Raw genomic sequence first — 26,612 nt, 5'->3', positions numbered from 1 at the left:
ATCCTGAGAATACAATTTACTCAACAAATTGATTATACACCATATTTGTTAAAAAGAAAACAATAAAACGAACATTTCCTAGTAGAAAAAGTATAAAATATCTGTTAAAGTGCTAAATGATATGAACGCTTTACTGGCGGGATAGATAATTTCTTACGGGCTGTAAGGAATAGGAAGCACATATAATAGGAGATAAGATAGAAATGCTGGAAGAATTTCAATTGGAACAGATTGTAAAGCCTTTGCTGGCATGGTTTGAAAAAAATGCACGGACACTGCCCTGGAGGAGTATAAGTACACCTTATCGTGTCTGGGTGTCGGAGATCATGCTGCAGCAGACCCGTGTGGAGGCAGTGAAACCATATTTTGAACGGTTTATGCATGCACTTCCGGATGTGAAAAGTCTGGCAGAATGTGAGGAAGAACGGCTGTTAAAACTGTGGGAAGGGCTTGGTTATTATAACCGGGTGCGTAACATGCAGATCGCGGCACAGACGGTGATGGAGCAGTATGATGGAAAACTGCCGGCGGATTATGAAAAACTGCTGGAGCTGAAAGGAATCGGACACTATACAGCGGGCGCAATTGCATCTATTGCATACGGGATTCCGGTGCCTGCGGTGGATGGAAATGTATTGCGGATCCTGATGCGTGTATCTGCGGACAACTCTGATATTATGAAGCAGTCAGTAAAAACGAGGGTAGAGCAGGCACTGCAGCAGGTGATTCCACAGGACTGTGCCGGGAGTTTTAACCAGGCACTGATGGAACTTGGAGCCATTGTCTGTGTGCCAAACGGAGAGCCTTTGTGTGACCAGTGCCCCTGGTATTCTTTCTGTGAAACGAGAAAACGGGGACTCTGGCAGGAACTTCCGGTAAAAAAGAAGGCAAAGGGCAGAAGAATCGAGGAACGCACGGTGCTGGTGATCCGTGACGGAGAGCGAGTGGTTTTGAAAAGACGTCCGAAAAAGGGATTGCTGGCAGGTCTGTATGAGTTTCCAAATGAGCCGGGAACGCTGACAGAGGATGAAGCATTGCGGGTGGTGCAGGATATGCATCTACATCCCATGCGGATCCAGCGTCTTGAAGAAGCAAAACATATTTTTTCCCACGTGGAATGGCATATGCAGGGGTACATGGTAGAAGTGGATTCTCTGACCAGAGAGGAAGCAGGACTGTTGTTTGTAGAGGCGGCACATTCGGAGGAAGCGTATCCGATCCCGGCGGCATTTGCGGCTTATACGAAATATATGAACATCCGGCTGGGAAATGAAAGATTTAAAGAAAAATAATGAGTCAGTTCTACAGATAAAATAGTGGAACCTTACTGAACCTGGAGTTCGAGAAGCAGCGTTCTCTGCGGGAACTGAAAAGAGGAGCCGATGCGGTTGGCATCGGCTATACATGAAAAAGATTTATGAAAAGAAATTGCTAATTGCTATGTTGGCTGGTGTAAGTTCTTTATTTATCTTACACTTAGAAGTATAGAGATAAATTGTGTCTTTCGTATGTGGAGAGTATGTTATTTTTGCAAATAAAATGTGAACAAACTATGAATACAAAAGAAGTAAGAAAAAATTCAGAAAAAACAGGTTAATTTTTTCAAAACTGTGATGTATACTAAAAGGAAACAAGGAATACGAAAAAGGGGAAAGAGATCGTATGAAGTTATTAACATTTACCGTGCCCTGTTACAATTCACAGGATTATATGCGCCGATGTGTAGATTCGTTGCTGATCGGTGGAGAAGATGTGGAAATTATTATCGTAGACGATGGTTCTTCCGATGATACAGGTGCGATTGCAGATGCATATGCGGAAAAATACCCATCCATTGTTCGTGCCATTCATCAGGAGAACGGCGGCCATGGTGCCGGATTGAATGCAGGACTGAATCATGCTACCGGATTGTATTTTAAGGTTGTAGACAGCGATGACTGGGTAGATGAAGCAAGTTATCGCCAGATTTTGGATGCATTGCATAATCTTTGTTCTGCAGGATGTATGCTGGATATGATGATCAGTAATTTTGTATATGAAAAAGAAGGGGCAAAGCACAAGTCTGCGACCCGTTACCATAATATCCTTCCGCAGGGACAGTTGTTCGGCTGGGAAGAGACAAGGAATTTTAAAATCGGAAAATATATTCTGATGCATTCTGTTATTTATCGGACACAGCTGTTGCGCGACTGTCATCTGGTACTGCCAAAGCATACCTTTTACGTGGACAATCTTTTTGTATATGTGCCACTTCCATATGTAAAAACGATGTACTATCTGGATGTTGATTTTTACCGTTATTATATCGGTCGGGAAGATCAGTCCGTCAATGAAAAGAATATGATCAAAAACATTGATCAGCAGATCAAAGTGAACAAGATCATGGTGGATGCCTATGATTTGTGGAAGATAGCAGACCGCCATCTGCGGCATTATATGATGAACTATCTGGAAATCATTACCGTGATATCTACTGTGATGCTGCTGAAATCCGGTACGGAGGAGAATCTGGAGAAAAAAAGAGAACTCTGGACTTATATCAAGAACCGGGATATCCGGCTGTTCCATAAACTGCGGAACCGCATTATGGGACAGACATTGAATCTTCCCGGAAAAGGCGGAAGAAAATTGTCGCTGACGATTTACAAAATCTCCCAGAAAGTGATCGGGTTTAATTAAATTTTCTTTTTATTTATAAAGAACAAACTGAAACTATTCCAACAAGGACATGAAAAATTTTCTGTGTCAGCTGCATCGCTTATCTCTGACCGCTCCCGCGAACTCACCCGCAAAACCAGCGGGTTCAGACACACTCACGCGGTCGGGCTAGATGCAGCAGTCACGACGAAAATTTTACAACGATCCTTTTGTTGGAATAGTTTCAGTTTTGTTCTATTTACACAATGAATAAACGGAAAAAGTATTCTGTACAGTTCATCTCTGATTAAGTTGATGTGGTATAAAGTGCAGTGGTGTGAATTGGCTGATTCATAAGGTAAATATAGAAAACGAAGAATCCTGTCAGGGTAAGCGATTCAGTGAACGACTGAGTTTTGCGAGTTTTGTGCGAGCGGGAACGACCTCTTTTTCAGGCGTGAGAGCGAGCACGATAAAACCGAAGCAAAACGAGGGTAGTGAACGTCTAGCGTCCCGACAGGATTCTTCGTTTTCATATTAAATTTAAGAAGCGAGCCATTACACAATGTGGTATTTTGCCGCACTGAGTTCATTGAAGACTTTTTGTTTCAGGTCATATAAGTTATCAGACAGATCCACATATACGTTGGATGGATTTACGAAACGCATATTTTCATCCCATAGTGTAGCTTTTTCCTGTGTACAGATGGACTGGATTTCCATAACACTCGGAGAAGTGTATACACATTTTCCTTCTTCAAAGATCGGAACCAGAAGTTTCCGCATAGTGTAAGTGCCACCGACGATGCGAGTGCGTTTCCATGTCTCATTCGGATCAAAGAGTACCATGTCTTCATTTTCATCAAAGGTTTCATTTGCCAGGCAGATCAGATCTGCACGGATTTTTCCTGTTTCTTTATCATAAATACGATAAATCTCTTTGTTGCCCGGATTGGTAACTTTCTCCGTGTTTTCAGAAAGTTTGATCTTTGGTGTGAAGTGCCCATCTTCATTGCGGATGGCAGCAAGTTTGTATACACCGCCGAAAGCCGGGCAGTCTCTGGAGGTGATCAGGCTTGTACCGACACCCCAGGAGGTGATTTTTGCACCCTGGATCTTCAGGGTCTCGATCAGATATTCGTCCAGATCGTTGGAAGCGGAGATGATGGCATCCGGGAATCCGGCAGTATCCAGCATTTGCCGTACTTTCTTGGACAGATAAGCCAGGTCTCCGCTGTCCATCCGGATACCATAATTGTGCAGTTTTACACCGGCATCTTTCATCTCCTGGAATACGCGGATGGCATTTGGAATACCGGATTTTAAAGTGTCATAGGTATCGACCAGCAGAATGCAGGCATTCGGATATAGCTCCGCATATGTTTTGAATGCGGTGTACTCGTCCGGAAAACTCATGATCCAGCTGTGGGCGTGTGTGCCTTTGACCGGAATGTTGAAAATCTGTCCTGCAAGTACGTTGGAAGTTCCGCAGCAGCCGCCAATGACAGCAGCGCGGGCACCGTAAATACCGGAATCCGGTCCCTGTGCACGGCGCAGGCCGAATTCCATGACACCGTCGTTTTGTGCTGCATAGCAGACACGGGCTGCTTTTGTGGCGATGAGGCTCTGATGGTTCAAAATATTTAAAATAGCGGTTTCTACCAGCTGTGCTTCCATGATTGGTGCGATAACTTTGATGAATGGCTCACGGGGGAACATCACGGTGCCTTCCGGAATTGCATAAATACTGCCGGAAAAACGGAACGTACTCAGATATTTTAAGAAATCTTCGTCAAACATATTCAGACTCTGCAGATAGCGGATATCGTCCGCAGAGAACTGAAGATTTTTGATGTAATCGATGACCTGTTCCAGACCACAGGCGATGGCATAGCCGCCACCACATGGATTTTCCCGGTAAAATGCATCAAATACAACCACGTCATTGTTCCGGGCTTTGAAATAGCCCTGCATCATTGTTATTTCGTATAAATCAGTAAGTAATGTCAGATTTAATGATCTCATAGTATCAGTTTGACCGGCGGCCGGTCATTTCCTCCCTATCCTTATAATACTGGCAGACTGCGCTGTCAGTCATTTTTGTAAATGTCTTTTTTCCAGTATACACTTTTTTCAGAAAACTTCCAGTTATTTTTCAGCAAAATGATATCCGGCATTGTCTCAAAAAGCATAACCAGACGGTAGGACAAATGATAACTAAAGTGTATGACAAGATGGGATTTATTCAGTGTACATGCATCAGGATAATAGATATACTTGATTTATCAAAAAGAAATGTCATTGAACAGTGGCGGAAAAAATAAGGACAAGTATTGCCAAACATGGAGGAATGTATTATGGGTAAATATGAAGAGAATCTTGAATTATTGAGAAAAGCGGTTCGCTGTGAGCCGGTGGACCGTGTACCGGTGGTTCCATGTGGAAACGCGTATTTTGCACGGGCACAGCATGTATTATTAAAAGATTATATCACGGATTTCGATAAAGCCTGCGATGCAAATCTGACGGAACTAAAGCGCATTGGAGCAGATGGTACACAGAATGTGATCTTTTCCCCGTATCTGCTGGGTACACAGTGGCTGTCTAAAGCAGCACTTCCGGGACAGGAACTGGGCGATGATGATATGTGGCAGATCAAAGAGTTTGAGAACATGCAGTTTGAGGATTATGAGAAGATCAAAGAGATGGGATGGGATGCATTCCAGAAACAGTTTATCGCAGAAAAATGTGACAATAACTGGGAAAACCTGAAACCGTTTTTTGAAGCAAATCCCCGTTGCTATCAGAAGTTTTATGAAGCAGGTATTCCGTGTATCGTTGATTTCCTGATGATCACACCGTTTGAGTATTTCTGCGGCGGACGTTCCCTGGAAGCATTCTTTATGGATGATCTGATGGAAGAACCGGAGTTGATGCATGAAATTTTTGATATGGTATTGGAGCATAATTTGAAAGCTTATAAACAGCAGATAAAAGATACCCATGCCTTGGGCGTATGGATTGGAGGATGGAGAACCGGCCCGGATCTGGTTTCCCCGAAGATGTTTGATGAATTCGTATGGCCGGCCTTTAAAGCTTACTATGACCTGTGTATCGAGATGAACGTCATTCCGACGTTCCATCTGGATTCCTGCTGGAATCTGGATCTGGATAAGTTTAAACGTCTGGAAGACAAGACCTATATCCTGGCACTGGATTCCAAAACAGATATTCGCAAAGCAAGAGAAGTACTTGGAAAAGATGTATGTATCCTCGGTGATGTTCCGTGTGAACTGATGACATTTGGTACGCCGGAGGAGGTAAAAGAGTATGTGACAAAACTTCTGGAAGATATCGGACCTTGGGGTTGTATGATCGCAACCGGATGTGATATCCCGTCAGATGCAAAACCGGAAAATGTGCTTGCCATGAGTGAGGCTGCACATGATTTCCTGAAGACACATCCGCAGAAATAATCAAATAATCAAATCCTTACAAACCACCCCTTGGAAAGTTTATTTCCAAGGGGTGGTTTGCCCACAACATCATCTTATAAAAGAAATGAATACACAAACGGCATAGAATCATAACCAAAACCGATGACAAAACCGATAGAATATATAAATATAACAAAAAATAAATATAAAATATATACAATATGTATAAAAAACAAGCGAGAAAGAGTGTTTTTGATAACCGTTGTGTATCAGTGTATGAATGCAGAAAGAATCATTACCAAACTGCATGGCAGAATGACTTTTACAAATTGGATTCCGGAGCAGGGAACACTTATAATGTGAGTGTAAAAACAGATAAGAAATTCCGGAAAAAAATCTGTGGAGTGTAGAGAAAATGTATAGCTCATGATTTGAGAGAAAGAAGGTAAGGTAGATTATGAATTGGGGAATACTGGCATTTGTTATTATTTATGAAGTTTTAACGGTTGTTGGCGTCGGTCTGGTCATTGCCCGAAAAAATAAACACAGTGTGGAGGAAGGAAACTTTGCACTTGCAGGAAAAGGGCTGCCGACTGCACAGGTCGGTGTCACACTTGCTTTGACCATGCTTGGTTCCGCACATATCTGGGGTACCTGTGAGAATGCTTATTCCATGGGTTCCATCGCAACCTGGTTTGGTATTGCATGTACGGTCATGATGATCGTGATCACACAGATCACCGGTCCATGGGTAAGAAAAATCGGAACAGATACCATGCCGGATCTGTTTGGTAAATTATATGGAAAGAAAATGCGTATCCTGTGCGCCTGTGTTATGGGACCGTTAGTATTCGGATGTCTGTGTCTGGAAACACAGTGTATCGCAGTTACATTCGTGGCATGTACCGGCTGGTCCTACACCGTAGGTGCAATCGTAGGCGGAGCGTTCGGTATCCTCTATGTACTGCTCGCAGGTATGAAAGAAGTATCCTGGCTGAATATGATCAATGCGGTATTTATGTATGCAGCACTGATCATCGCACTGATCGCAATGTTTGTATACCTTCCGGGTAACGGATGGGAGGATGTGGCACAGAATATTACAGATTCCGGAAATGCATGGATGCTTGATATCTTTGGAAATAAAAACCTGATCATCGGATTCGCAATCCCGACGATTTTCTGTACATCCATGTTCCAGGGCGTATCCCAGATGGGATTACAGACCTGTATCGCTGCAAAAGATGTTAAATCCGTAAAGAAATCTATCTGGCTGGCAAGCCCGGTCAACGGTCTGTTCTGTATCATTCCGGCTCTGCTTGGTATGGCAGCACTGGCACTTGGATATTATAAACTGGCTGGCGACAGCGCGATGATGATGACACCGATGATGATGCTTGAAGTACTTCCGCATTGGGTAGTAGCACTGATCTGTGCATCCTTCCTTGGAGCACTGTTATCCACGTTTGCGATGACATCCCTTTGCCCGGCAACTATTTTTGCATACGATCTGTATGGCGGATTATACAAACCGGAAGCAACAGAGAAAGAAAAAACGCTGGTGATGAGAATCATGATCGTCATCGTAGGTATTCTTGCAATCGTATTGTGTAACTTCCAGCCGACCGTTGTAACAACGATCAACTGGATCTTTACCTGGGGCGTACCGCTTTTTGTAATGCTGGTTATTGGCTTATGCTGGAAACGCAATACTACAGCTGCAATGATCACTATGTTTGTATCATGGATCGCAAATATCGTATGGGTAACCTGTGGACTGCAGGAGCGTCTGGGAATGGTAAATTTCCATCAGGTATATCTGTGCATGATTGTTTCAGTGATCCTTGGCCTTGTTCTGACAGCCGTGCTGCCTGGAACAAAACCTGGATATTTCCGCTTATCCAAAGAAGAAAAAGCGGCTTGCTAGGAAAAGGAGGAAAAGATAGATGGTAGCTCATATTGTTCTGGAAAGTGCACTTATGGTATTTGGAATCACAATTGCCGGTTATTTCATCGGCAAACTGTTTAAAGAGGCAGAAAGAGAAGATTAAAGGGGGAAATTGATATGCTGGCAATTACGATGACACAGGGTTGGATGATTGGAATCATCGCATTTATGGCAGTGTTTGGAATCTGTGCGGGTGTTTTTTCCGCACTTGGCAAAAAGAGAAAATAGACAGTACATACATCGTGTGATCTGGTGAAAAATCCCGTGTAATGTGCAGGAAGTCCTGTGGTACAGACAAGTACAGCAGGACTTCCTTTTATCGGCATGTTTTTTTTGCAAAAACAGGCGAGATATGGTAGTATGGATAAACAGGAGGGTTTTGCACTATGAACATGATTCAGATGAAATATTTTATTACGGCAGCAAAGTGTCTGAATTTTACGAAAGCAGCAGATAAACTGTTTATCACGCAGCCGGCACTGAGTCGTCAGATTGCTTCCATGGAAGCAGAACTGAATATGCAGCTGTTTATCCGAAATAACCGTTCTGTACGGCTGACACCGGCAGCAGTGGTGCTTCTGGAAGGATTTGAAAAGATTTATAATGAATATAATGTGACAGTAGCAAAGGCTCTGAATAGTTTCCAGGGATTGAGCGGTGAATTGAACATTGGCATTCTGGACGGTACTTATGTGGGAGACCTGTTCCCGGGTGTATTAAAACATTTTGCAAATTGTTATCCAAATGTGAAGATTAATTTACAGAATTATAGTTTTAATGCATTGGTAGAGAATCTATACAGCAGTAGGCTCGATTTGATCATTACATTGAGATTCGATGTGGAACATCGGGAAAAAATGAAGTATCGTGTGATAGAAGAGACCAGGGATCATGTGGTGGTACATAAGGATCACCGGTTGGCCAATGCATCTTATGTAAAGCTTTCTGATTTCAAAGATGATACTTTTATTATGGTGTCCCCGGAAGATTCGGAAGAATCTCCAAAACTGATCATTGATGCCTGCAAAATGAGTGGATTCAATCCTCAGGTAAAGTTTGCAAGCTCTGTGCAGGAGGAGATGCTCTGGGTGCAGGCCGGTGTGGGCGTATGTATTCTGGATTCACGGAATCTGCTGTCTAATAACGATACGGTACGGTTTTTGAATACGGATATCATCAGTGATCCAAGCCTTGTTATGGCATGGAATATTGATAATTACAATCCGATGAGGGAAATATTTGTAGACAATTTCTTCTGCGATGATAAGAAGTAACAGTAGATATAATTGAACGCAGAACAAGTAGCAAAAGCGGATTGCGAATGTCGATTTACTGATATATGAATCAGAGATGACGGAAATATTGTTACATTTCCGGATAGAAGAGTCAGGCTCAAATGCCTGACTTTTTGGGGGTTTCAGTAAGTATCAGGGAAAATTCGATAATACAGACGGTGAGAAGACACTGCTGAAAAAATGATCAGAGGGGGGAAGCTATTATGGATTTACAGACATTGATCAAGGATGCAAAAGAACGTTTTGGATTTGAAGAAGCCGGTGCGCTGAATGTGGAGGCACTGGAGTTTTTGCCGGAAGTACGGCAGATGTGTGCGGCAGACCGCTGCCGTTCTTTTAACAGAAACTGGTCCTGCCCGCCGGGATGCGGCACGCTGGAAGAGATTGCTGAGCGGGTGAAACCGTATACCAGAGGTATTCTGGTGCAGTCGATAGGACAGCTGGAGGATGAGTTTGATGTGGAGACGATGATGGAGACGGAGCATACTCAGAAAGCACGGTTTGCACAGCTGGTGGAATATGTGCGTTCTAAGGAGCCGGACTGCATTCCGATGGCAGCAGGAGCCTGCCAGGTATGCAAAAAATGCACCTATCCGGATGCACCATGCAGATTTCCGGAGAAATCCATTCCGTCGATGGAAGCGTATGGATTGTTTGTGAGCAAGGTCTGTATCCAGTCTGGCATGAAGTATAATTATGGAAAAAATACCATCGCGTACAGCAGCTGTATTTTGCTGAAATAGATTTCTGTACAAACGGATGAGTGAAGGAACAGGTAACAGTAATGAAGGTAAAAATCAGAATTGGAAATGAAGTGAAAGAGTATACAGGAGCGTGGGAAGATCATACGCTCCTGGAAGTGTTTCAGGAGCTTGGCATCACGCAGGTACATGCCCCCTGTGGTGGAAACGGTACTTGTAAAAAATGTCTGGTGACAGTGGAGGGACTTGGTAAAGTCCTGTCATGCCAGACGCAATGTAAAGATGACATGTGTGTGACCGTTGCAGAAGAGCAGAAGTCAGCCATTGCTGAAAATGGAAACTGCTATCTGTATCCGGCAGATGCGGGTGAAGGGCTGTTGGCGGCCTGTGATATCGGAACGACCACTGTGGTATGTCATCTGCTGGATGGAGCAACCGGAGTGCGTCTTTGTACAGTCAGCGCACCGAATGCACAGCGCAGTTTTGGCGCAGATGTCATCTCCAGGATCCAGGCATCTGTGGACAGCGGTCTGGATAAATTGCAGAGTGCCATTGTGGATCAGATCAATGGTATGCTGGTGCAGTTAAAACAGAAAGCGGGCAGAACAGAAGATATCCGTCGGCTGGCGGTTGCCGGCAACACGGTCATGAGCCATCTGTTCTGCGGATTGTCTCCGGAGAGTATCGGTGTGGCACCTTTTACGCCTTTGTCTCTGTTTGGGGAAAGTTATGACGCAAAACAGATTGGTATCGAAGGTTGTGAGACTGTGTATGTCGTGCCGTCCATTGCCGGTTATGTGGGCGGCGATATTGTAGCTGATCTGGCAGCGGTACAGATGCACTCTTCTGTGTTGGCAGAAGATGGTGAGAAAGAGACACTGATGCTGGATATTGGTACCAACGGAGAGATGGTGCTTGGAAAATCCGGTTCGTATGTGTGCTGTGCGACAGCGGCAGGACCGGCTTTTGAAGGAGCGGAGATCGCCATGGGAATGCCGGCAGCTTCCGGAGCTATCTCAAAAGTCTGGCTGGAAGATGGAAAAATCTGTTGTTCCACGATCAACGATGCACCGGCAGTGGGAATCTGCGGTTCCGGGTTGATCGACGCACTGGCGGTATTTTTGGAAACAGAGCTGTTGGATGAGACCGGTCTGATCGCGGACGAGGATGAAGTGGAGGAAGCATATGCCGGTTATCTGGGAGAAGATGAGGACGGTACCTGTGTCTATCTGACGGATACTGTGAAAGTGACCCAGGCAGATGTGCGAAAGCTTCAGCTTGCCAAGGCATCGATCGCGGCTGGTATCCGGATTCTGTTATCCGAGCGGAATATTTCGGTAACCGATGTGGAGCAGGTGATCCTTGCCGGCGGTTTTGGAAGTTTTCTGAACAAAAAGAGTGCGGCAGCGATCGGGCTGATCCCGGAGGAACTGGAGCCGGTGACGATCTCTGTAGGAAATGCGGCCGGTGAGGGCGCAGTGTCTGCGGCAGTGTCAGAGGCAGCCAGACAGGAACTGGGCCGTCTGCAGCAGGAGATGCGCTATGTGGAACTGTCCACACACAAAAAGTTCAGCGATGCTTATATGGAAGAAATGTTTTTCGAATAAAAAACTGAGAAAGAAAGGAAATAAGAAACATGAGAGGAATTTTATACGGGGTAGGAGTAGGTCCGGGAGATCCGGAATTAATGACTTTGAAGGCGGTTCGTATGATCCGCGAGAATGAGGTGATTGCAGTACCGGGGGCAGAGGCAAAGGAAACTGTTGCGTACCAGATCGCTGTACAGGCGGTGCCGGAACTGGCAGACAAAGAATTGCTTTCTATCTATATGCCAATGACACACGATGCAAAGGAACTGGAGGAAAATCACAGAAAGGGAGCAAAAGCACTGGAAGAAGTACTGGATCAGGGAAAAGATATCGTGTTTCTGACCCTCGGAGATCCGACCATCTATTCTACATTTTCCTATTTGCAGAAACGTGTGGAAGATGATGGTTATGAGACTGCGCTGGTAAGTGGTATCACTTCTTTCTGTGCAGCAGCGGCCAGAACAAACCAGTCGCTGGTTGAGTGGAATCAGACTCTGCATATCGTACCTGCTGTTCACCGTCTGGGTGATACTCCGGATGCCGAAGGTAATTATGTATTTATGAAATCCGGAAAGAAGATGAAACAGGTAAAAGAGATTTTGCGGGAGACCGGAAAGCAGGTGTCCATGGTGGAAAACTGTGGAATGGAGACGGAACATGTATACCGCAGTGTGGATGAAATCCCGGATGATGCCGGATACTATTCCCTGATCATTGCGAAAGAGATGGAATACGGAAAATGATAGAACTGTCAGATCTTACGAAAAAGTTTGATACGTTTACTGCGGTGGATCATCTGAACCTGCGGATCGAAACCGGTGAATTTTTTGGCCTGTTGGGGCCAAACGGAGCCGGAAAGACTACAACAATCAGTCTGATGTCCACCCTGCTTCTGCCTACGGAAGGCGAGATCCGGGTGGACGGGGAAGTGCTTTCACGGAAAAATCCCGGACTGAAACGAAAGATCAGTGTCATTACCCAGGAGTATTCCATGCGTCAGGACATGACGATGGATGAGGTGATGGAATATCAGGGACGGCTGTACTTTATGCCCCGGAAAAAAATCCGGGAAAAGACAGAAGAACTGCTGGAATTTTGTGGTCTGATCGATTTCCGCAGAAGGACAGTGCGAAAACTTTCCGGTGGTATGAAACGAAAACTGATGGTCTGCCGGGCTTTGTTGACAGAGCCGGAGATCCTGCTGCTGGATGAGCCAACCGCTGGTATGGATGCTCTTTCCAGACGGCAGATGTGGAATCTGCTGCGCCAGCTCAATGACCACAATCTTACGATCCTTCTTACGACCCATTATATGGAAGAGGCGGAGAGTCTGTGCCAGAGGGTAGCATTTATGGATCGAGGAAGACTGGAAGAAGTCAGTGAACCAAAGAAAATGGTGGAACAGCTGGGACATTTTGCAGTGGATGAGATGACATCAGATGGACTGAAAAGTCATTATTTTAAAAACAGAGAAGATGCTATTGCTCATTTGAGCAGACTGACCGGTCAGACTGCTTTGCGCAATACCACATTGGAAGATGTCTTTGTGGCACGGGCAGAGCAGAAAGAGAGGCAGCGGTAGTCAATGGGAATTATAACAGTATTATGGGAAAAATGGACGGAGTTCCGCAGAGATTTTTACAAGATCACTCTGGCGGCAATGATTGCACCGCTGATGTATCTGATCGTGTTTGGAATGGGAATCCAGATGGTGTCCCACGGGGAACCATATCTGAATTTCCTGATCCCGGGTGTGGTGTCACTGACAACGATGACGGGCAGTTTTAATGCCATTGCACAGAATCTGAATGTACAGCGTCTGTATGAGAAGGCTTTTGATCAGGTAATGATCTCACCGACACCGCTCTGGCAGTTTATTGTAGGCCAGGTGATTGCCGGAAGTCTCCGGGGACTGTATGCGGGATGTGTGATCATGCTTCTGGTCCTGCCGATTCATACCGGAGTAATATTCAACGGATTTTCTTTCCTGATCATGTTTTTGAATGGGGCAGTATTTTCAACGATTGCCGTGGTAGTTTCCTTTATTGCGAAAAATCATACGGATGTGCCGCGGTTTTCCAATTATGTCATTATGCCGATGTCTTATCTGTGTAATACATTTTTTGCTATGGATAATATGCCGGAAGGCATCCGTCAGGTCATCGGTGCATTGCCGTTGTCACAGACAAGTGCTATGATCCGGAGCATTGCAAAAGGAGAAGCCATCAATCCGATTGGAATTCTGATCCTTGCAATTTATCTGGCGGTATTTCTGACACTTTCCTTTTGGTTTATTTACAAGCGGAAGAATCTGTAAACATCGTCTTTATGGACGCAGGTCGCAAAGTAGCTGCGTTCATGAGCAAGCAGCGAAAGCGGATTGCGAATGTCTGCTTTACAACAGAAATATCGGAATAAAAATACAGGGAAAGGAAGCTGAATATGGAAAAACAGACGGGATTCAGAGGAAAAGGAAAAGAACAGAAGACGGGAGTGACCGGAATCTGGCACCGGATCCTGATGGGAGTCTGCTGCTGTCTGCTGCTTGGTGTCTGTCTGTGCCGGACAGTTCAGGCGGAGCCATTGTCCGTGGACAAAGAAGATGGGGAATATGCCATTGATGTGTCCATGACCGGAGGAAGCGGAAAGGCAACGGTGGTATCGCCGACCGTTTTTCTGGTGAAAGATGGCAAAGCATATGCAAAACTGCAGTGGAGCAGTTCTAATTATGATTATATGATCGTGGATGGTGAGAAAATTTTAAATGAGAATACCAATGAGAACGGGTATTCCACCTTTACGATTCCGGTGACGGCATTTGACAGTGAGATGTCTGTCATTGCAGATACTACCGCTATGGGAACACCTCATGAGATTGCTTATGCACTGACCTTTTATGCGGATTCGATTGAAAGTAAGGGAGCACTTCCACAGGAAGCGGCAAAACGTGTACTGGTGGTGGCTGCCATTATCATTGTAGGCGGTGGAATTCTGAATCATTTTGTGGCAAAACGCAGAAACCGGGATTATACCCCGCACAAAAAGACGGGAAAATAAATAACGTTATATATTGTGAATAGAAACGTCATTTTACCAAAATTGAAGTATTTAGAAAGATATGAGGAGCAGCTATGGAATTGAATGCAATGAAAGAACGGGAAGCAATCTGTGATGTCTGCCATAAAATGTGGCAGCGTGGGATCGTGGCAGCAAATGATGGAAATGTTTCCGTAAAATTAGAGGACGGTACATTCTTGTGTACTCCATCCGGTGTCAGCAAGGCAGCCATGACACCGGAGATCCTGGTGCATCTTGCTGCGGACGGAAGTGTGATCTCTGCGGCAGAAGGCTACAAACCATCTTCCGAAATGAAGATGCATTTCCGGTGTTATGCGGAACGTGAGGATGTAAAGGCAGTGGTACATGCACATCCGCCGATCGCAACAAGCTATGCGTCCATGGGGCGTGCACTAGATGGGTATCAGGCCATGGAATTTATCGTAAATCTCGGTGCAGTTCCGATCGCTCCGTATGCACAGCCATCCACAGATGAAGTGCCGGATTCCATCGCACCGTTTCTTCAGGATCATGATGCCATTTTACTGGCACATCACGGAGCACTGACGGTGGGAGACAGTCTGACCAGAGCTTACTTCAGGATGGAATCGCTGGAGATGTTTGCAAAAACTTCGCTGTATATCCATCTGCTGGGGGGTGCACCGGACATGCCGCAGGATAAGATTGATGCGCTGATCGATCTGCGTAACAATGGATACAAGATTCCGGGCAGACATCCGGGATATGTCAAATATAATGAACCGGAAGGTGACAATCAGTAATGAACAGCAGACAGTTGGAATATTTTCTTGCCGTTGCCCATGAACTGAATTTTACAAAAGCAGCGGAATCCATGTATGTTTCCCAGACGGCGGTAACCCAGCAGATCAAGGCACTGGAAGAACAGCTGGGAGTCAGCCTGTTTGAGCGGACAAAGAAAAAAGTTGTTCTGACTCCGGCGGGAAAAGTATTTCTGCAGGAGGCATCTTCAATACTGAACCGAATCGATACGGCGGTGGAGCGTACCAGGGAGGCATCCAGCGGAGTGATCGGATCACTGGAGATCGGATTTTCCGTGGGCATCGGCAATACGGGACTGGCGGAAAAAATTCAGGCGTTTAATGAGAAATATCCGAATATTGCCATGAAGTTTACGAACCAGAGTCCCTCCATGCTGTTAAAAATGTTGAAAAACGGAGATTTGGACCTGGTGCTGATGCCGATGTTTGAAGAGCGGTATTATCAGAATGTGGAAGTGCGCAGACTGAGCACGGAGCGGATGTCAGCCGTATTTCCACGGACACATGTCCTGGCACAGAAGCCGTATGTGACGAGAGCAGATCTCAAGGACGAAAACCTGATCCTTGCCTGCACACCGGAAAGTGAGATCGGTGAGGACAAGCGGATCATTGAAACATTCTGGAAGCGGGGGTATCATCCGAATGTGGTGGCAAAGATCGAGGATGTGGAGACGATTCTTCTGATGCTGTCAGCAAATATGGGGGTGACGATTCTGCCATCCTATCTGTCGATTCCATTGCAGTCAAGAGGGCGGCTTGTGTCAGTGCCATTTGGCGGACCGGAGGATACCATTGATATTATTGCAGCATGGATGCCGCAGACAGAGAATCCGTCCCTGGAAAAAATCCTGCCGTTTCTGGAGGAAAATCAATAGAAGAGAAAAAGTCAAAGAGAGAGGAGCTGGGTGCGGGCAAAATGGAAACCGGATTGGAAGATTATTTTATTATTAAAGATCAGAAAAAAATGCGCTTTGGGTATACCACAGGCAGCTGTGCGGCAGCAGCGGCAAAGGCAGCGGCCAGTATGCTGTTTGAGCGGAAAGAACTTCCGGTTGTAGAACTGCTGCCCCCCAAAGGAATCCGTCTCTGGCTGGAAGTGCTGGACATTAGCCGGAAAAAGGATTGTGTGTCCTGTGCGATCAAAAAGGACGGCGGCGATGATCCGGATGTGACCAGCGGATTGCTGGTATATGCAACTGTGCGGTTGTGCGGCCGGGGAGAGGCCAGGGCACTGCAGCAGGTATTTTTACATACAAAACAGATGCAGGGAGATTGCCGGCAGACAGAATTGCTGCAGCAGGAAAAACCGGAAACTGCAGTGGTGGGAATTACTGCCGGAGAAGGGGTTGGAAAAATCACACTGCCGGGTCTGGAACAGCCGGTGGGAGCCCCTGCCATTAATAAAGTGCCTCGGCGTATGATCACGGAAGCCGTGCAGGAAATCTGTGAAAAACATGGTTATTGTGGCGGAATCGAAGTGTGTATCCGGGTACCGGAAGGGGCGCAGACAGCACAGAAAACCTTTAATCCGAGACTCGGCATACAGGGCGGTATCTCAATCCTCGGAACCAGCGGCATCGTGGAACCTATGAGTGAAAAAGCACTGATCTCCAGTATTGAAGTGGAGATGAAGCAAAAAGCTTCCGGCGGAAAACAATATCTGCTGGTGGCACCGGGCAATTACGGACTGCAGTATCTGTCCGGTCATTTTCCCTTTGCGGCTGATGAAGCGGTAAAATGCAGTAATTATGTAGGACAGACCATTGATTTTGCTGTAAATATGGGACTGAAAGGCATTTTATTCGTGGCGCATATCGGGAAATTTATCAAAGTAGCCGGTGGCATCATGAACACCCATTCCAGAGATGCAGATGCAAGGATGGAGATTCTTGCAGCAAATGCCCTGCGGGCAGGAGCGGATGTCCGGACAGCGAAGCAGATACTGGATGCAGTTACAACGGATGAAGGACTTGCTGTTTTAAAACAGACCCCATACTGGACGGATACCATGCAGCTTGTGGCACAGCATGTGGAATATTATCTGAACCACCGGGCACAGGGGCAGCTGATCATCGGTGCCGTGCTGTATTCCAATGCGATGGGTGAGCTTGGGCGGACAACGCAGGCTGAGCGATTGTTGGAAAATCTGATAAAAGAACGAAAGACGCAGTTATAATACAGAAAAGATAAGAGATAAAAATCAGGAGGAGGATCATAAAGATGGTTTATTTTGTAGGAGCAGGAAGCGGTGCACCGGATCTGATCACCGTCAGAGGAAAAAATCTGCTGGAGCAGGCAGATGTGATTATTTATGCGGGATCTTTGGTTAATCCGGAGCTGCTGTCCTATAAAAAAGAAGGATGTGAAGTGTATAACAGTGCGACGATGACACTGGAGGAAGTGCTGGAAGTGATGGAGCAGGCTCATGCAGAGCAGAAAATGATTGTTCGTCTGCATACAGGTGATCCATGTATTTATGGCGCGATCCGTGAACAGATGGATCGACTGGATGAGAAGAACATTCCATATGAGAGCTGCCCGGGTGTCAGCGCATTTTGCGGAGCTGCAGCAGCCCTGAATCTGGAATATACGCTTCCGAATGTGTCACAGAGTGTGGTCATTACCCGTATGGAAGGACGGACACCGGTGCCGGAGCGGGAACGTATTGCTTCTTTTGCAGCGCATCATGCAACGATGGTTGTGTTCCTCAGTACCGGCTTACTGGAAGAACTTTCAAAGGAACTGATTGCCGGAGGGTACACAGCGGATACACCGGCAGCCATTGTATATAAGGCGACCTGGCCGGAGGAAGAAAAATATATCTGTACCGTCGGAACGCTGGCACAGACTGCAAAGGAACACAATATCACAAAGACAGCCCTGATGATCATCGGTGATGCAGTGACACATACGAATTATGACAGATCCGAGCTGTATCATCCGGAATTTACCACAGAATTCAGAAAAGCGAAACAGTGATGGACAGAGTCAGGATCGTATCCTTTACGGAAAATGGATATCAGCTTTTCTGCCGGATGCGGAAGGTAATCGGTGACCGCGCGGCAGTGACAGGATACAGTGGCAGATCGCAGGTAGCAGAGACACATCCGGATATCTATCCGGTGACAGAGGGACTGCAGGCCTGGTGTGAGACAGTATTTGAACAGTCGGAGGTGCTGATCTTTATCGGAGCATGCGGGATAGCCGTGCGAACCATAGCACCCTTTCTGGACAGCAAATATACAGATCCGGCGGTGCTTGTGGCAGATGAACATGGCGGACATGTGATCTCACTTTTGTCGGGACATCTGGGAGGCGCGAATGCCTGGACGCAGTTTCTGGCAGAGGGATTGCAGGCAGATCCGGTGATCACCACAGCGTCTGATGTCAACGGGCGTCTTGCAGTGGATGTATGGGCTGTCAGACATGGACTTCAGATCACGGACCGGACGCTGGCAAAATATGCAGCGGCTGTGTTTGTGACCGGAGAGCCGCTTCCTTTTTATGCAGAGCCCGGATATGTGGATATTGCTGCGTTGCCGGAGGAATTTAACAGGTTTGAGACAAAAGAAGCATTTTGGAATGCGGCAGAGCGAAGAAAACAGGAGCAGATCGCAGGTATCGTGGTGTCTGTGCACAGTGGATGGCAGACCAATGTACTTCGGCTGGTTCCGCAGCGGGTAGTTCTCGGCATCGGCTGCCGCAGGGACAAGGATCCGGCAGAACTTGCGCAGCAAGTGGACCGGGTATTGGCACAGTATCAGATTGCACCGGAGAGTATCTGCAAAATTGCATCGATTGATCTGAAGACGCATGAGAGGGCAATTTGTCAGCTGGCAGAGACATGGAAAGTTCCGTTCGTGACATTTTCTGCGGAAACGCTTTTACAGATGCCCGGAGCGTATGCGTTGTCTGATTTTGTAAAACAGACAACCGGTGTCGGAAATGTCTGTGAACGTGCGGCAGTGGCTGCGCTGGAAGAACAGGAAAGAAAGAATCCGAAATGGATTTGCAGAAAGCAGGCAGGAAACGGTGTGACAGTTGCATTGTTGGAAACATAAGGAATACAAAAAAGATATGGAGGAATACAGAGCGTGAAAAAAATATATGTAGTTGGAATTGGACCGGGGGAATATGAACAGATGACGATCCGTGCGGTAAAAGCACTGGAATCCTGTGATGTCATTATCGGATATACCGTTTATGTAGATCTGGTGCGGGAGCATTTTGCAGGAAAAGAGTTCCTGACGACACCGATGAAACAGGAAGTAGAGCGTTGCCGTATGGCTTTTGAAAAGGCAGAAGAAGGAAAGACAACGGCTATGATCTGCAGCGGAGATGCCGGAGTCTATGGTATGAGCGGGCTGATGCTTGAAATCGGACAGGAGTATCCGGATGTGGAAGTGGAGTGTATACCGGGAGTGACCGCAGCTATCGGCGGAGCGGCAGTTCTTGGAGCACCGCTGATCCATGATTTTGCACTGATCAGCCTGAGTGATCTGCTGACACCTTGGGAGAAAATTGAAAAACGTCTGCTGGCAGCGGCAGCAGCGGATTTTGTAATCTGCCTGTATAATCCTTCCAGTAAAAAGCGTCATGATTATCTGCAGAAAGCCTGTGATCTGATTTTACAGTATCAGCCGGAGACGCTGGTGTGCGCAACGGTCAGCCAGATTGGCAGAGACGGGGAAGAGAAGCATATTTATACTTTAAAAGAATTGCGTGATCTGCAGGTAGATATGTTTACTACAGTATTTATCGGAAATTCCCAGACCAGGGAGATCAACGGCTGTATGGTGACTCCGCGGGGATACCGGGTATGAAAAAAGCGATAAGCTATCTGGTGTTTGCCGGAACCAGTGAGGGGCGGCAGCTGGCAGAGTTTTTTCAGAAAAATCAGATTCCGGCATTGTTTTGCGTGGCGACGGCATATGGCGAAGAATTGCTGGAGCAGACAGAGGAGATCCGGGTCCATACCGGCAGGATGGATGAAATACAGATGCAGGCCTGTATCCTGGAACTGATGAAAACGGGGCTGCAGGCGGTGATCGATGCGACACATCCCCATGCAGTGGATGTGACGGAAAATCTGAAGCGGGCGTGTGAAGCAGCCGGGGCACGCTATATCCGGCTGCTGCGTAAACCGCTGGACTTGTCAGCATATGATCACATCGTAACCGTAAAATCCTGTCAGGAAGCGGCGGATTGGCTGGAGGCACAACAGGGAAATATCTTTCTGACCACAGGGTTGAAGGAATTGCCGGAGATTGCGGCACAGATCACAGATAAGAAGCGTCTGTATGCAAGAGTGCTTCCGCAGGAAGAGGCATTTGCAGTGGCAGAGGGCATCGGATTGCAGAAAAAACAGCTGATCTGCATGCAGGGACCGTTTTCGAGGGAATTGAATGCGGCGATGCTGCGGGAGACAAAAGCAGATTTTCTGGTAACGAAGGAATCCGGGGCAGCCGGCGGGTTTGCAGATAAAGTGCAGGCGGCTGGAGATGTGAAAGCCACCTGCGTGGTGATCATCCGTCCGATGCAGGAAAGCGGATATTCGCTGGAGGAAGTGGAAACTATGATTTTGCAGGAATATCACAAAAAACAGAAAGAGCATTCAGTGACCGGAACGAAGCCGGAAATCACGTTGCTTGGCATTGGAATGGGTGCACCGGAAAGTATGACACTGGAAGGATTTTGCGCCTGCCGGGACGCAGATTGTATTATTGGCGCAAAGCGTATGCTGGAAGCTGTGAAAAACAGTCTGGCGCACTGGTCTGTGTCGAGAAATTGTCCGGAACTCCAAAAGGAAAATAGAACAGATATCGCCGGTATGGCAGCAAACGGTGCTTGTGATGGAAAAACGATGGTTTCCATGTATGAGAGCAAGCAGATCGCGGACTATATCCGGAACCATCCGACATACAGCCGTATTGTGATCGCACTGTCCGGAGATGTGGGATTTTACAGCGGAGCAAAGAAATTGAAGGAAGCATTGGCGGATTATCCGCTGCGCTTTATCTGCGGAATTTCCAGCGGTGTTTATTTTGCTTCAAAGCTGCAGACTTCCTGGGATGATATGCTGCTGACCAGTATGCACGGGCGCAGTCTGAATCTTTTAGATGCACTGAAGAAAAGCGGTAAGGTATTTACCCTTGCTTCAGATGCCAAGAGTATCCGGGAACTTGCAGATTTTCTGCTGGAGTATAGACGGACAGATCTTATTATGTCAGTAGGGACAAATCTGAGTTATCCGGAGGAATCCATTACGACCGGTGTTCCGGCAGATTTTTCCGCATATTCTGTGGAGGGCGTCAGTGTGGTGCTCTTACAACAGAAAAATCACACGGAGCCGGTAGTCACTCATGGGATTCCGGATGCAGCGTTTATTCGGGCAAAAGTGCCAATGACAAAGGAGGAAGTACGCAGCATTTCTCTGTCGAAACTGCAGCTTCAGGCGGATTCTGTTGTGTATGATGTGGGAGCCGGAACCGGATCGATCTCCATCGAGGCTGCCTGCATGGCAGACCGTGGGATTGTATATGCCATCGAACAGAAGGAAGAGGCTGTGGCACTGATCCGGGAAAACAGCAGAAAGTTCGGGGTATCCAATCTGCAGGTCATTCACGGAAAAGCACCGGATGCCTTTGTGGATCTTGAGACGCCAACCCATGCATTTTTAGGCGGAACCGGTGGAAACATGCGGGAGATCATTGGCTGGCTGCGGGAACGAAATCCGCAGATCCGGATTGTGATCAACTGTATCGCACTGGAAACACTGGCGGAAATCACTGCTTTACTGCAGGAGTGGGAGATTTGTGATGTGGATATCGCTTCTGTGAATATTGGAAAGGCAAAACAATTGGGAGCTTATCATCTGATGATGGGACAGAATCCTGTATATGTGATTTCTTTTGGCGGAAAAGTGTGATCCTGATGTCAGAAAATGAGAAATAGGGGGATATGCAATATGAATGAAAAAGGGGGAGCAGGTGTAAAGATTCCGCGGTTTATGCTGGCGGCACCAAACAGTGGCAGCGGTAAGACGCTGATCACCTGTGGTCTGCTGCAGGCATTGAAAAACAGAGGTCTGCAGCCGGCTTCATTCAAGTGCGGACCGGATTACATCGATCCGTTGTTTCATACCAAAGTTCTGGGTGTGCCATCCCGGAATCTGGACACATATTTTACCGGGCGTGATCTGACCTGTGCATTGTTTGGTACGCATGCACAGAATGCAGATCTGGCAGTAATGGAAGGCGTTATGGGATTTTATGACGGGGTTGCAGGTGTGACTTGCGTGGCCTCTTCCTGGGAACTGGCAGATGTGACAGATACACCGGTGATTCTTGTGATCAATATGCGTGGGATGAGTCTGTCTGTAGCGGCTCTGATCCGGGGATTTCAGCAGATGAAGCCGGAATCTCATATCCGGGGCGTCATTCTGAATCAGACATCGGAATTTATGTGCCGGCAGCTACGCCCTGTGATTGAGGATCTTTGTCAGATTCCGGTGCTTGGATATGTGCCGAAGGTGACGGATTGCGTGATTGAGAGCCGGCATCTGGGCCTGGTGACACCGGATGAACTGACGGATCTGCAGGAGCGGATTGAGAAACTGGCAGAGATTCTGGAGCAGACACTGGATCTGGATGCCATTCTCAGGCTGGCAGAAGATGCATCGGCACTTTCCTGGGAGCCGCTGCAACAGTTTTTACCGGAGGCCTATACTACGAAGTCTACTTTAGAAAACAATGAGATACCGCAAATTCGTATCGGTGTCGCCCGGGACGAAGCTTTTTGCTTTTACTATGAGGATAATCTGGATCTGTTGCGGCAGCTGGGAGCGGAAATCCTGTATTTTTCTCCGCTGCATGACAGAAAACTTCCGGAAAAGTTACAGGGACTGTTGATCGGAGGCGGATATCCGGAACTATATGCACAGGCTCTCAGTGAGAACACCGGAATGCTGCAGGATATACGGAAGCAGATTGCCGGAGGACTGCCGTATCTGGCAGAGTGTGGCGGCTTTATGTATCTGCATGAGAGCATGGAGGATATGGAGCAAAAGCACTGGCCAATGGCAGGGATTTTGAGCGGAAAAGCTTTTTATACCGGAAAGCTGGGACGTTTTGGCTATGTGGAATTGACAGCTGAACAGGATCAGATGCTTGGCAGAGCGGGAGACTGTATCAGAGCCCATGAATTTCATTATTTTGACAGTTCGGATAATGGAAACGCATTTCATGCGGCAAAACCGATGCGCAGCCGTGGATGGGACTGTATGCAGGCAGGAAGCAGCTATGCGGCGGGATTTCCACATCTGTATTATTATTCCAACCCGGAGTTTGCACTAAATTTTGTAGATACATGCAGGAGGTATAAAGGATGACACTGGAAGAGACGATGCAAAAGATCCGTCCGGTGGATGTAGCTGCCATGGCGGCTGCAAAGCAGCACTGGGACGGACTTGGAAAACCATTAGGAAGTCTGGGGCGGCTGGAGAAAGCATTGATCCAGATTGCGGGAATCCAGCGCACCGGAGATGTGCATATTGATCGGAAAGCACTGGTCATCATGTGTGCGGATAATGGTGTGGTAGAGGAAGGCGTGACCCAGTGCGGGCAGGAAGTAACGGCGACGGTTGCGGAGAACTTCCTGGATGAAAAATCCTGCGTAGCGATCATGTGCAGACGGGCCGGAACCAAGATCTGTCCGGTGGATATCGGCATGGCAGTGGACACCCCACGGGTGGAAAAACGAAAAATCGCTTATGGAACGAAAAATATGGCGAAAGAGCCTGCCATGACAAGGGAACAGGCTGTTGCAGCCATTGAAGTTGGTATTGCAAAAGCAGAAGAACTCCATGCGCAAGGGTATGAAATGCTGGCAACCGGAGAGATGGGAATCGGCAACACTACTACCAGCAGTGCCATGACAGCAGTATATCTGGGACTGGATGTGGAGACCGTCACCGGTCGTGGTGCCGGGCTTTCCAGCCACGGATTGCAGCGGAAAATACATGCGATAAAACAGGCCATTGCAGTGAATCAGCCGGATCCGGAGGATCCACTAGATGTGTTGGCAAAAGTCGGCGGACTGGATATTGCCGGAATGTGCGGCCTGTTTCTTGGCGGTGCTGCACAGCAGATGCCGGTGATAATGGATGGATTTATTTCCCAGGTGGCGGCTCTGACAGCGATGAGACTGGTACCGGAATGTGCGGATTATATTCTGGCATCCCATGTTTCAGAGGAGCCGGGCGCAAATATTTTACTGAAGGCATTAGAGAAAGATGCATTTCTCACCTGTGGGATGAGACTCGGAGAGGGAAGCGGCGCAGTGGCACTGTTCCCGATCCTTGATTTTGCATCAGATATTTATCACAAAATGAGTACCTTTGTACAGGCGGATATTGTTGAGTATCAGCCGCTGGATTAAGAAAGCGATAAAACAGGAATGATAGTATTGGTAATAGGGGGAAGCGGCAGTGGAAAATCCGAATTTGCAGAAACGATCTGCATGGAACTGCCGGCGGAAGAAAAGTGTTACATTGCAACGATGCAGGCTTTTGATGAGGAAAGCCGGGCAAGAATTGCGAAACACCGGAAGGCTAGAAGCGGGAAGGGGTTTGAAACCATTGAGCAGGGGACACATCTGGAAGCAGTTTGTCTGCCCGGGGGCTGCACGGCATTGCTGGAATGTATGTCAAATCTCGTGGCGAATGAGGTGTTTGCACCGGAGGGCAGAGGTGCAGACTGCAGCGAAGTATTAAAATGCGGGCTGCATCATCTGGCCGGGACTGCCGCACATCTGGTCATTGTCACCAACGATATTTTTTCGGATGGTGTGACGTATGATCCGGAAACAGAGCAGTATAGGAAAATCCTTGGGGAAGTGAACCTGGAAGCTGCGGCCATGGCAGATTATGTTTATGAAGTGGTGTGCGGTATTCCCATTTGTGTCAAAGGTGAGAAAAGAGACTTTACGGACAAAAATAACAGATGAACAGATACATAAAGGAGTGTTGGCAGATGAAGGTTCTGGAGAGTATTGTTGTGGCATTTTCCATGTATTCGAAAATACCGATGCCACACATTGAATGGAACAAAGAAAATATGAAAAATGTGCTCTGCTTTTTTCCATGGGTCGGAGCAGTAGCAGGGGTTCTGGTCTGGTTGTGGTTCCGGGTCAGTGATCAGTTTGGATTCGGTGTGATGCTGAGGGCGTCGGTGGCAGTTCTGATCCCGGTGCTGGTGACCGGCGGCATCCACCTGGACGGATTGCTGGATACGGCAGATGCGTTAAGTTCCTGGCAGACCCGGGAGCGCAGGCTGGAGATCCTGAAGGATTCCCACGCGGGAGCATTTGCCATCATTGTGTGCTGTGGCTATTTCCTGGCGGCTTTCGGAATCTGGACGGAGGCCGGGGCGGAAGATATCGGGGTTCTGGCAGTGGGATTTATCCTGAGCCGTGCCCTGAACGGATTTGGTATCTGCACGTTTCCCTGTGCAAAAAACAGCGGACTGGCGGCTACTTTTGCACAGGCAGCAGACCGGAAACGGTGTCAGATCGTATTGGTGATTGAAATTCTGCTGTGCATTGCAGGAATGCTTCTGATTGATCCGCTGCGTGGAACAACGGCCGCAGTGGCTGCGGTTGTGGTATGCCTTTGCTGCAGACGGATGGCTATAAAAACTTTTGGTGGTATCACCGGAGATATTCAGGGATTTTTTCTGCAGATCTGTGAACTTGCCATGGCGTATGTGGTGATTTTGCAATAAAGGAGGTATGTTTGATATGATACTTGTGATCGGTGGGGCTTATCAGGGAAAAGAGAAATTTGCAGAAAGTCTTCGGGAGCAGGAAAAGAAAGCCGGAAGAGAAAGAACCATAGTTCCACAGTTTCATGAATGGGTGAAAAACTGTATGAAAGCGGAGCAAAATATAGAAGAGGAGTTGCGGGAGAAACTGGCACAGGAGCCGGATCAGATCATTGTATGTGATGAACTGGGCTGCGGAGTCGTTCCCATGGATGCATTTGAACGTGCATGGCGGGAGCGTACCGGACGGATAGGCTGTGAACTGGCAAAGCAGGCAGAGGCAGTATACCGTGTGACCTGTGGAATCGGAACCCGCATAAAATAGACA

The 26,612-nt window shown here is 47.2% G+C and carries 25 protein-coding genes; 24 read left to right on the top strand and 1 reads right to left on the bottom strand.

What is annotated here, in order from left to right; all coding sequences use genetic code 11:
* Positions 1 to 203: 203 nt before the first annotated feature.
* Both mutY and ACIRUQ_RS09065 read left to right on the top strand, forming a co-directional pair.
* The gene (gene mutY / locus ACIRUQ_RS09070; RefSeq protein WP_055289458.1) at positions 204 to 1,292 is read left to right on the top strand and encodes an A/G-specific adenine glycosylase; all 1,089 of its coding nucleotides are present in this window, start codon (positions 204 to 206) and stop codon (positions 1,290 to 1,292) included.
* A gap of 370 nt (positions 1,293 to 1,662) precedes the next feature.
* On the top strand, positions 1,663 to 2,679 hold the full coding sequence (locus ACIRUQ_RS09065) for a glycosyltransferase family 2 protein (RefSeq protein WP_022035493.1): 1,017 nt from the start codon (positions 1,663 to 1,665) through the stop codon (positions 2,677 to 2,679).
* Between the two features lie 516 nt (positions 2,680 to 3,195).
* Here ACIRUQ_RS09065 and ACIRUQ_RS09060 read toward each other — a convergent pair.
* Positions 3,196 to 4,662, bottom strand: a complete 1,467-nt coding sequence (locus ACIRUQ_RS09060) for a nicotinate phosphoribosyltransferase (protein WP_022036184.1) — start codon at positions 4,660 to 4,662, stop codon at positions 3,196 to 3,198.
* A 332-nt stretch (positions 4,663 to 4,994) separates the two neighbouring features.
* On the opposite strand from ACIRUQ_RS09060, the gene ACIRUQ_RS09055 reads away from it, so the two are divergent.
* The 22 genes from ACIRUQ_RS09055 to ACIRUQ_RS08950 all read left to right on the top strand — a co-directional run bounded on the left by ACIRUQ_RS09055 (position 4,995) and on the right by ACIRUQ_RS08950 (position 26,609).
* On the top strand, positions 4,995 to 6,113 hold the full coding sequence (locus ACIRUQ_RS09055) for a uroporphyrinogen decarboxylase family protein (RefSeq protein WP_055289460.1): 1,119 nt from the start codon (positions 4,995 to 4,997) through the stop codon (positions 6,111 to 6,113).
* Positions 6,114 to 6,295: 182 nt separating this feature from the next.
* The gene (locus ACIRUQ_RS09050; protein ID WP_055289462.1) at positions 6,296 to 6,484 is read left to right on the top strand and encodes a hypothetical protein; all 189 of its coding nucleotides are present in this window, start codon (positions 6,296 to 6,298) and stop codon (positions 6,482 to 6,484) included.
* A 47-nt stretch (positions 6,485 to 6,531) separates the two neighbouring features.
* Positions 6,532 to 8,001 (top strand): sodium:solute symporter family protein, encoded by a 1,470-nt coding sequence (locus ACIRUQ_RS09045; RefSeq protein ID WP_055289464.1) that lies wholly within the window; start codon positions 6,532 to 6,534, stop codon positions 7,999 to 8,001.
* Positions 8,002 to 8,408: 407 nt separating this feature from the next.
* Positions 8,409 to 9,296, top strand: a complete 888-nt coding sequence (locus tag ACIRUQ_RS09040) for a LysR family transcriptional regulator (RefSeq protein ID WP_021738201.1) — start codon at positions 8,409 to 8,411, stop codon at positions 9,294 to 9,296.
* Positions 9,297 to 9,520: 224 nt separating this feature from the next.
* Entirely contained in the window at positions 9,521 to 10,060 is a 540-nt protein-coding gene (locus tag ACIRUQ_RS09035) for a DUF2284 domain-containing protein (RefSeq protein WP_022036179.1), read from the top strand.
* A 20-nt stretch (positions 10,061 to 10,080) separates the two neighbouring features.
* On the top strand, positions 10,081 to 11,625 hold the full coding sequence (locus tag ACIRUQ_RS09030) for an ASKHA domain-containing protein (protein ID WP_173018085.1): 1,545 nt from the start codon (positions 10,081 to 10,083) through the stop codon (positions 11,623 to 11,625).
* 29 nt (positions 11,626 to 11,654) lie between these two features.
* Entirely contained in the window at positions 11,655 to 12,350 is a 696-nt protein-coding gene (cobI, locus tag ACIRUQ_RS09025) for a precorrin-2 C(20)-methyltransferase (protein WP_055289465.1), read from the top strand.
* On the top strand, positions 12,347 to 13,189 hold the full coding sequence (locus ACIRUQ_RS09020) for an ABC transporter ATP-binding protein (RefSeq protein ID WP_022036177.1): 843 nt from the start codon (positions 12,347 to 12,349) through the stop codon (positions 13,187 to 13,189). The genes cobI and ACIRUQ_RS09020 overlap by 4 nt, the downstream gene beginning before the upstream one ends.
* Before the next feature lie 3 nt (positions 13,190 to 13,192).
* Positions 13,193 to 13,924, top strand: coding sequence for an ABC transporter permease (locus ACIRUQ_RS09015; protein ID WP_021738206.1), 732 nt, complete (start codon positions 13,193 to 13,195; stop codon positions 13,922 to 13,924).
* 125 nt (positions 13,925 to 14,049) lie between these two features.
* The gene (locus ACIRUQ_RS09010; protein WP_021738207.1) at positions 14,050 to 14,664 is read left to right on the top strand and encodes a hypothetical protein; all 615 of its coding nucleotides are present in this window, start codon (positions 14,050 to 14,052) and stop codon (positions 14,662 to 14,664) included.
* Positions 14,665 to 14,738: 74 nt separating this feature from the next.
* The gene (locus ACIRUQ_RS09005) at positions 14,739 to 15,446 is read left to right on the top strand and encodes a class II aldolase/adducin family protein (RefSeq protein ID WP_021738208.1); all 708 of its coding nucleotides are present in this window, start codon (positions 14,739 to 14,741) and stop codon (positions 15,444 to 15,446) included.
* A complete protein-coding gene (locus ACIRUQ_RS09000) occupies positions 15,446 to 16,339 on the top strand; it encodes a LysR family transcriptional regulator (protein ID WP_021738209.1) in 894 nt (297 codons plus the stop codon). The genes ACIRUQ_RS09005 and ACIRUQ_RS09000 overlap by 1 nt, the downstream gene beginning before the upstream one ends.
* A gap of 41 nt (positions 16,340 to 16,380) precedes the next feature.
* Positions 16,381 to 17,640 (top strand): cobalt-precorrin-5B (C(1))-methyltransferase CbiD, encoded by a 1,260-nt coding sequence (gene cbiD, locus ACIRUQ_RS08995; protein WP_055289609.1) that lies wholly within the window; start codon positions 16,381 to 16,383, stop codon positions 17,638 to 17,640.
* A gap of 44 nt (positions 17,641 to 17,684) precedes the next feature.
* The gene (cobM, locus tag ACIRUQ_RS08990; protein ID WP_022036172.1) at positions 17,685 to 18,443 is read left to right on the top strand and encodes a precorrin-4 C(11)-methyltransferase; all 759 of its coding nucleotides are present in this window, start codon (positions 17,685 to 17,687) and stop codon (positions 18,441 to 18,443) included.
* A complete protein-coding gene (locus ACIRUQ_RS08985) occupies positions 18,443 to 19,525 on the top strand; it encodes a cobalt-precorrin 5A hydrolase (RefSeq protein WP_055289467.1) in 1,083 nt (360 codons plus the stop codon). Before cobM ends, ACIRUQ_RS08985 begins: the two co-directional genes overlap by 1 nt.
* Before the next feature lie 33 nt (positions 19,526 to 19,558).
* Positions 19,559 to 20,287, top strand: coding sequence for a precorrin-3B C(17)-methyltransferase (gene cobJ, locus ACIRUQ_RS08980; protein WP_021738213.1), 729 nt, complete (start codon positions 19,559 to 19,561; stop codon positions 20,285 to 20,287).
* Complete coding sequence (gene cobK / locus ACIRUQ_RS08975) at positions 20,284 to 22,392, top strand: precorrin-6A reductase (RefSeq protein WP_055289469.1); 2,109 nt, start codon at positions 20,284 to 20,286, stop codon at positions 22,390 to 22,392. Before cobJ ends, cobK begins: the two co-directional genes overlap by 4 nt.
* Positions 22,393 to 22,431: 39 nt before the next feature.
* Positions 22,432 to 23,853 (top strand): cobyrinate a,c-diamide synthase, encoded by a 1,422-nt coding sequence (locus ACIRUQ_RS08970; RefSeq protein ID WP_055289471.1) that lies wholly within the window; start codon positions 22,432 to 22,434, stop codon positions 23,851 to 23,853.
* Positions 23,850 to 24,902, top strand: coding sequence for a nicotinate-nucleotide--dimethylbenzimidazole phosphoribosyltransferase (cobT, locus tag ACIRUQ_RS08965; RefSeq protein WP_055289473.1), 1,053 nt, complete (start codon positions 23,850 to 23,852; stop codon positions 24,900 to 24,902). The genes ACIRUQ_RS08970 and cobT overlap by 4 nt, the downstream gene beginning before the upstream one ends.
* Before the next feature lie 18 nt (positions 24,903 to 24,920).
* Positions 24,921 to 25,469, top strand: a complete 549-nt coding sequence (locus tag ACIRUQ_RS08960) for a bifunctional adenosylcobinamide kinase/adenosylcobinamide-phosphate guanylyltransferase (RefSeq protein ID WP_055289475.1) — start codon at positions 24,921 to 24,923, stop codon at positions 25,467 to 25,469.
* A complete protein-coding gene (locus ACIRUQ_RS08955) occupies positions 25,466 to 26,245 on the top strand; it encodes an adenosylcobinamide-GDP ribazoletransferase (RefSeq protein WP_242853574.1) in 780 nt (259 codons plus the stop codon). The genes ACIRUQ_RS08960 and ACIRUQ_RS08955 overlap by 4 nt, the downstream gene beginning before the upstream one ends.
* A gap of 16 nt (positions 26,246 to 26,261) precedes the next feature.
* A complete protein-coding gene (locus ACIRUQ_RS08950) occupies positions 26,262 to 26,609 on the top strand; it encodes a bifunctional adenosylcobinamide kinase/adenosylcobinamide-phosphate guanylyltransferase (protein ID WP_044962730.1) in 348 nt (115 codons plus the stop codon).
* The last annotated feature ends 3 nt before the right edge of the window (positions 26,610 to 26,612 follow it).

Origin of the sequence: Eubacterium ramulus (genome assembly GCF_045002895.1) — a bacterium.
Taxonomy (GTDB): domain Bacteria; phylum Bacillota; class Clostridia; order Lachnospirales; family Lachnospiraceae; genus Eubacterium_I; species Eubacterium_I ramulus.
The sequence above is the reverse complement of the archived record's forward strand: the minus strand, read 5'-3'. Positions and strand labels throughout refer to the sequence as shown.

Excerpts from the sequence above, each read along its gene's own strand:
- mutY (WP_055289458.1), top strand. The coding sequence starts at position 204 with ATGCTGGAAGAATTTCAATTGGAACAGATTGTAAAGCCTTTGCTGGCA.
- ACIRUQ_RS09065 (WP_022035493.1), top strand. The coding sequence starts at position 1,663 with ATGAAGTTATTAACATTTACCGTGCCCTGTTACAATTCACAGGATTAT.
- ACIRUQ_RS09060 (WP_022036184.1), bottom strand. The coding sequence starts at position 4,662 with ATGAGATCATTAAATCTGACATTACTTACTGATTTATACGAAATAACA.
- ACIRUQ_RS09055 (WP_055289460.1), top strand. The coding sequence starts at position 4,995 with ATGGGTAAATATGAAGAGAATCTTGAATTATTGAGAAAAGCGGTTCGC.
- ACIRUQ_RS09050 (WP_055289462.1), top strand. The coding sequence starts at position 6,296 with ATGTATAAAAAACAAGCGAGAAAGAGTGTTTTTGATAACCGTTGTGTA.
- ACIRUQ_RS09045 (WP_055289464.1), top strand. The coding sequence starts at position 6,532 with ATGAATTGGGGAATACTGGCATTTGTTATTATTTATGAAGTTTTAACG.
- ACIRUQ_RS09040 (WP_021738201.1), top strand. The coding sequence starts at position 8,409 with ATGAACATGATTCAGATGAAATATTTTATTACGGCAGCAAAGTGTCTG.
- ACIRUQ_RS09035 (WP_022036179.1), top strand. The coding sequence starts at position 9,521 with ATGGATTTACAGACATTGATCAAGGATGCAAAAGAACGTTTTGGATTT.
- cobI (WP_055289465.1), top strand. The coding sequence starts at position 11,655 with ATGAGAGGAATTTTATACGGGGTAGGAGTAGGTCCGGGAGATCCGGAA.
- ACIRUQ_RS09020 (WP_022036177.1), top strand. The coding sequence starts at position 12,347 with ATGATAGAACTGTCAGATCTTACGAAAAAGTTTGATACGTTTACTGCG.
- ACIRUQ_RS09015 (WP_021738206.1), top strand. The coding sequence starts at position 13,193 with ATGGGAATTATAACAGTATTATGGGAAAAATGGACGGAGTTCCGCAGA.
- ACIRUQ_RS09010 (WP_021738207.1), top strand. The coding sequence starts at position 14,050 with ATGGAAAAACAGACGGGATTCAGAGGAAAAGGAAAAGAACAGAAGACG.
- ACIRUQ_RS09005 (WP_021738208.1), top strand. The coding sequence starts at position 14,739 with ATGGAATTGAATGCAATGAAAGAACGGGAAGCAATCTGTGATGTCTGC.
- ACIRUQ_RS09000 (WP_021738209.1), top strand. The coding sequence starts at position 15,446 with ATGAACAGCAGACAGTTGGAATATTTTCTTGCCGTTGCCCATGAACTG.
- cbiD (WP_055289609.1), top strand. The coding sequence starts at position 16,381 with ATGGAAACCGGATTGGAAGATTATTTTATTATTAAAGATCAGAAAAAA.
- cobM (WP_022036172.1), top strand. The coding sequence starts at position 17,685 with ATGGTTTATTTTGTAGGAGCAGGAAGCGGTGCACCGGATCTGATCACC.
- ACIRUQ_RS08985 (WP_055289467.1), top strand. The coding sequence starts at position 18,443 with ATGGACAGAGTCAGGATCGTATCCTTTACGGAAAATGGATATCAGCTT.
- cobK (WP_055289469.1), top strand. The coding sequence starts at position 20,284 with ATGAAAAAAGCGATAAGCTATCTGGTGTTTGCCGGAACCAGTGAGGGG.
- ACIRUQ_RS08970 (WP_055289471.1), top strand. The coding sequence starts at position 22,432 with ATGAATGAAAAAGGGGGAGCAGGTGTAAAGATTCCGCGGTTTATGCTG.
- cobT (WP_055289473.1), top strand. The coding sequence starts at position 23,850 with ATGACACTGGAAGAGACGATGCAAAAGATCCGTCCGGTGGATGTAGCT.
- ACIRUQ_RS08960 (WP_055289475.1), top strand. The coding sequence starts at position 24,921 with ATGATAGTATTGGTAATAGGGGGAAGCGGCAGTGGAAAATCCGAATTT.
- ACIRUQ_RS08955 (WP_242853574.1), top strand. The coding sequence starts at position 25,466 with ATGAACAGATACATAAAGGAGTGTTGGCAGATGAAGGTTCTGGAGAGT.
- ACIRUQ_RS08950 (WP_044962730.1), top strand. The coding sequence starts at position 26,262 with ATGATACTTGTGATCGGTGGGGCTTATCAGGGAAAAGAGAAATTTGCA.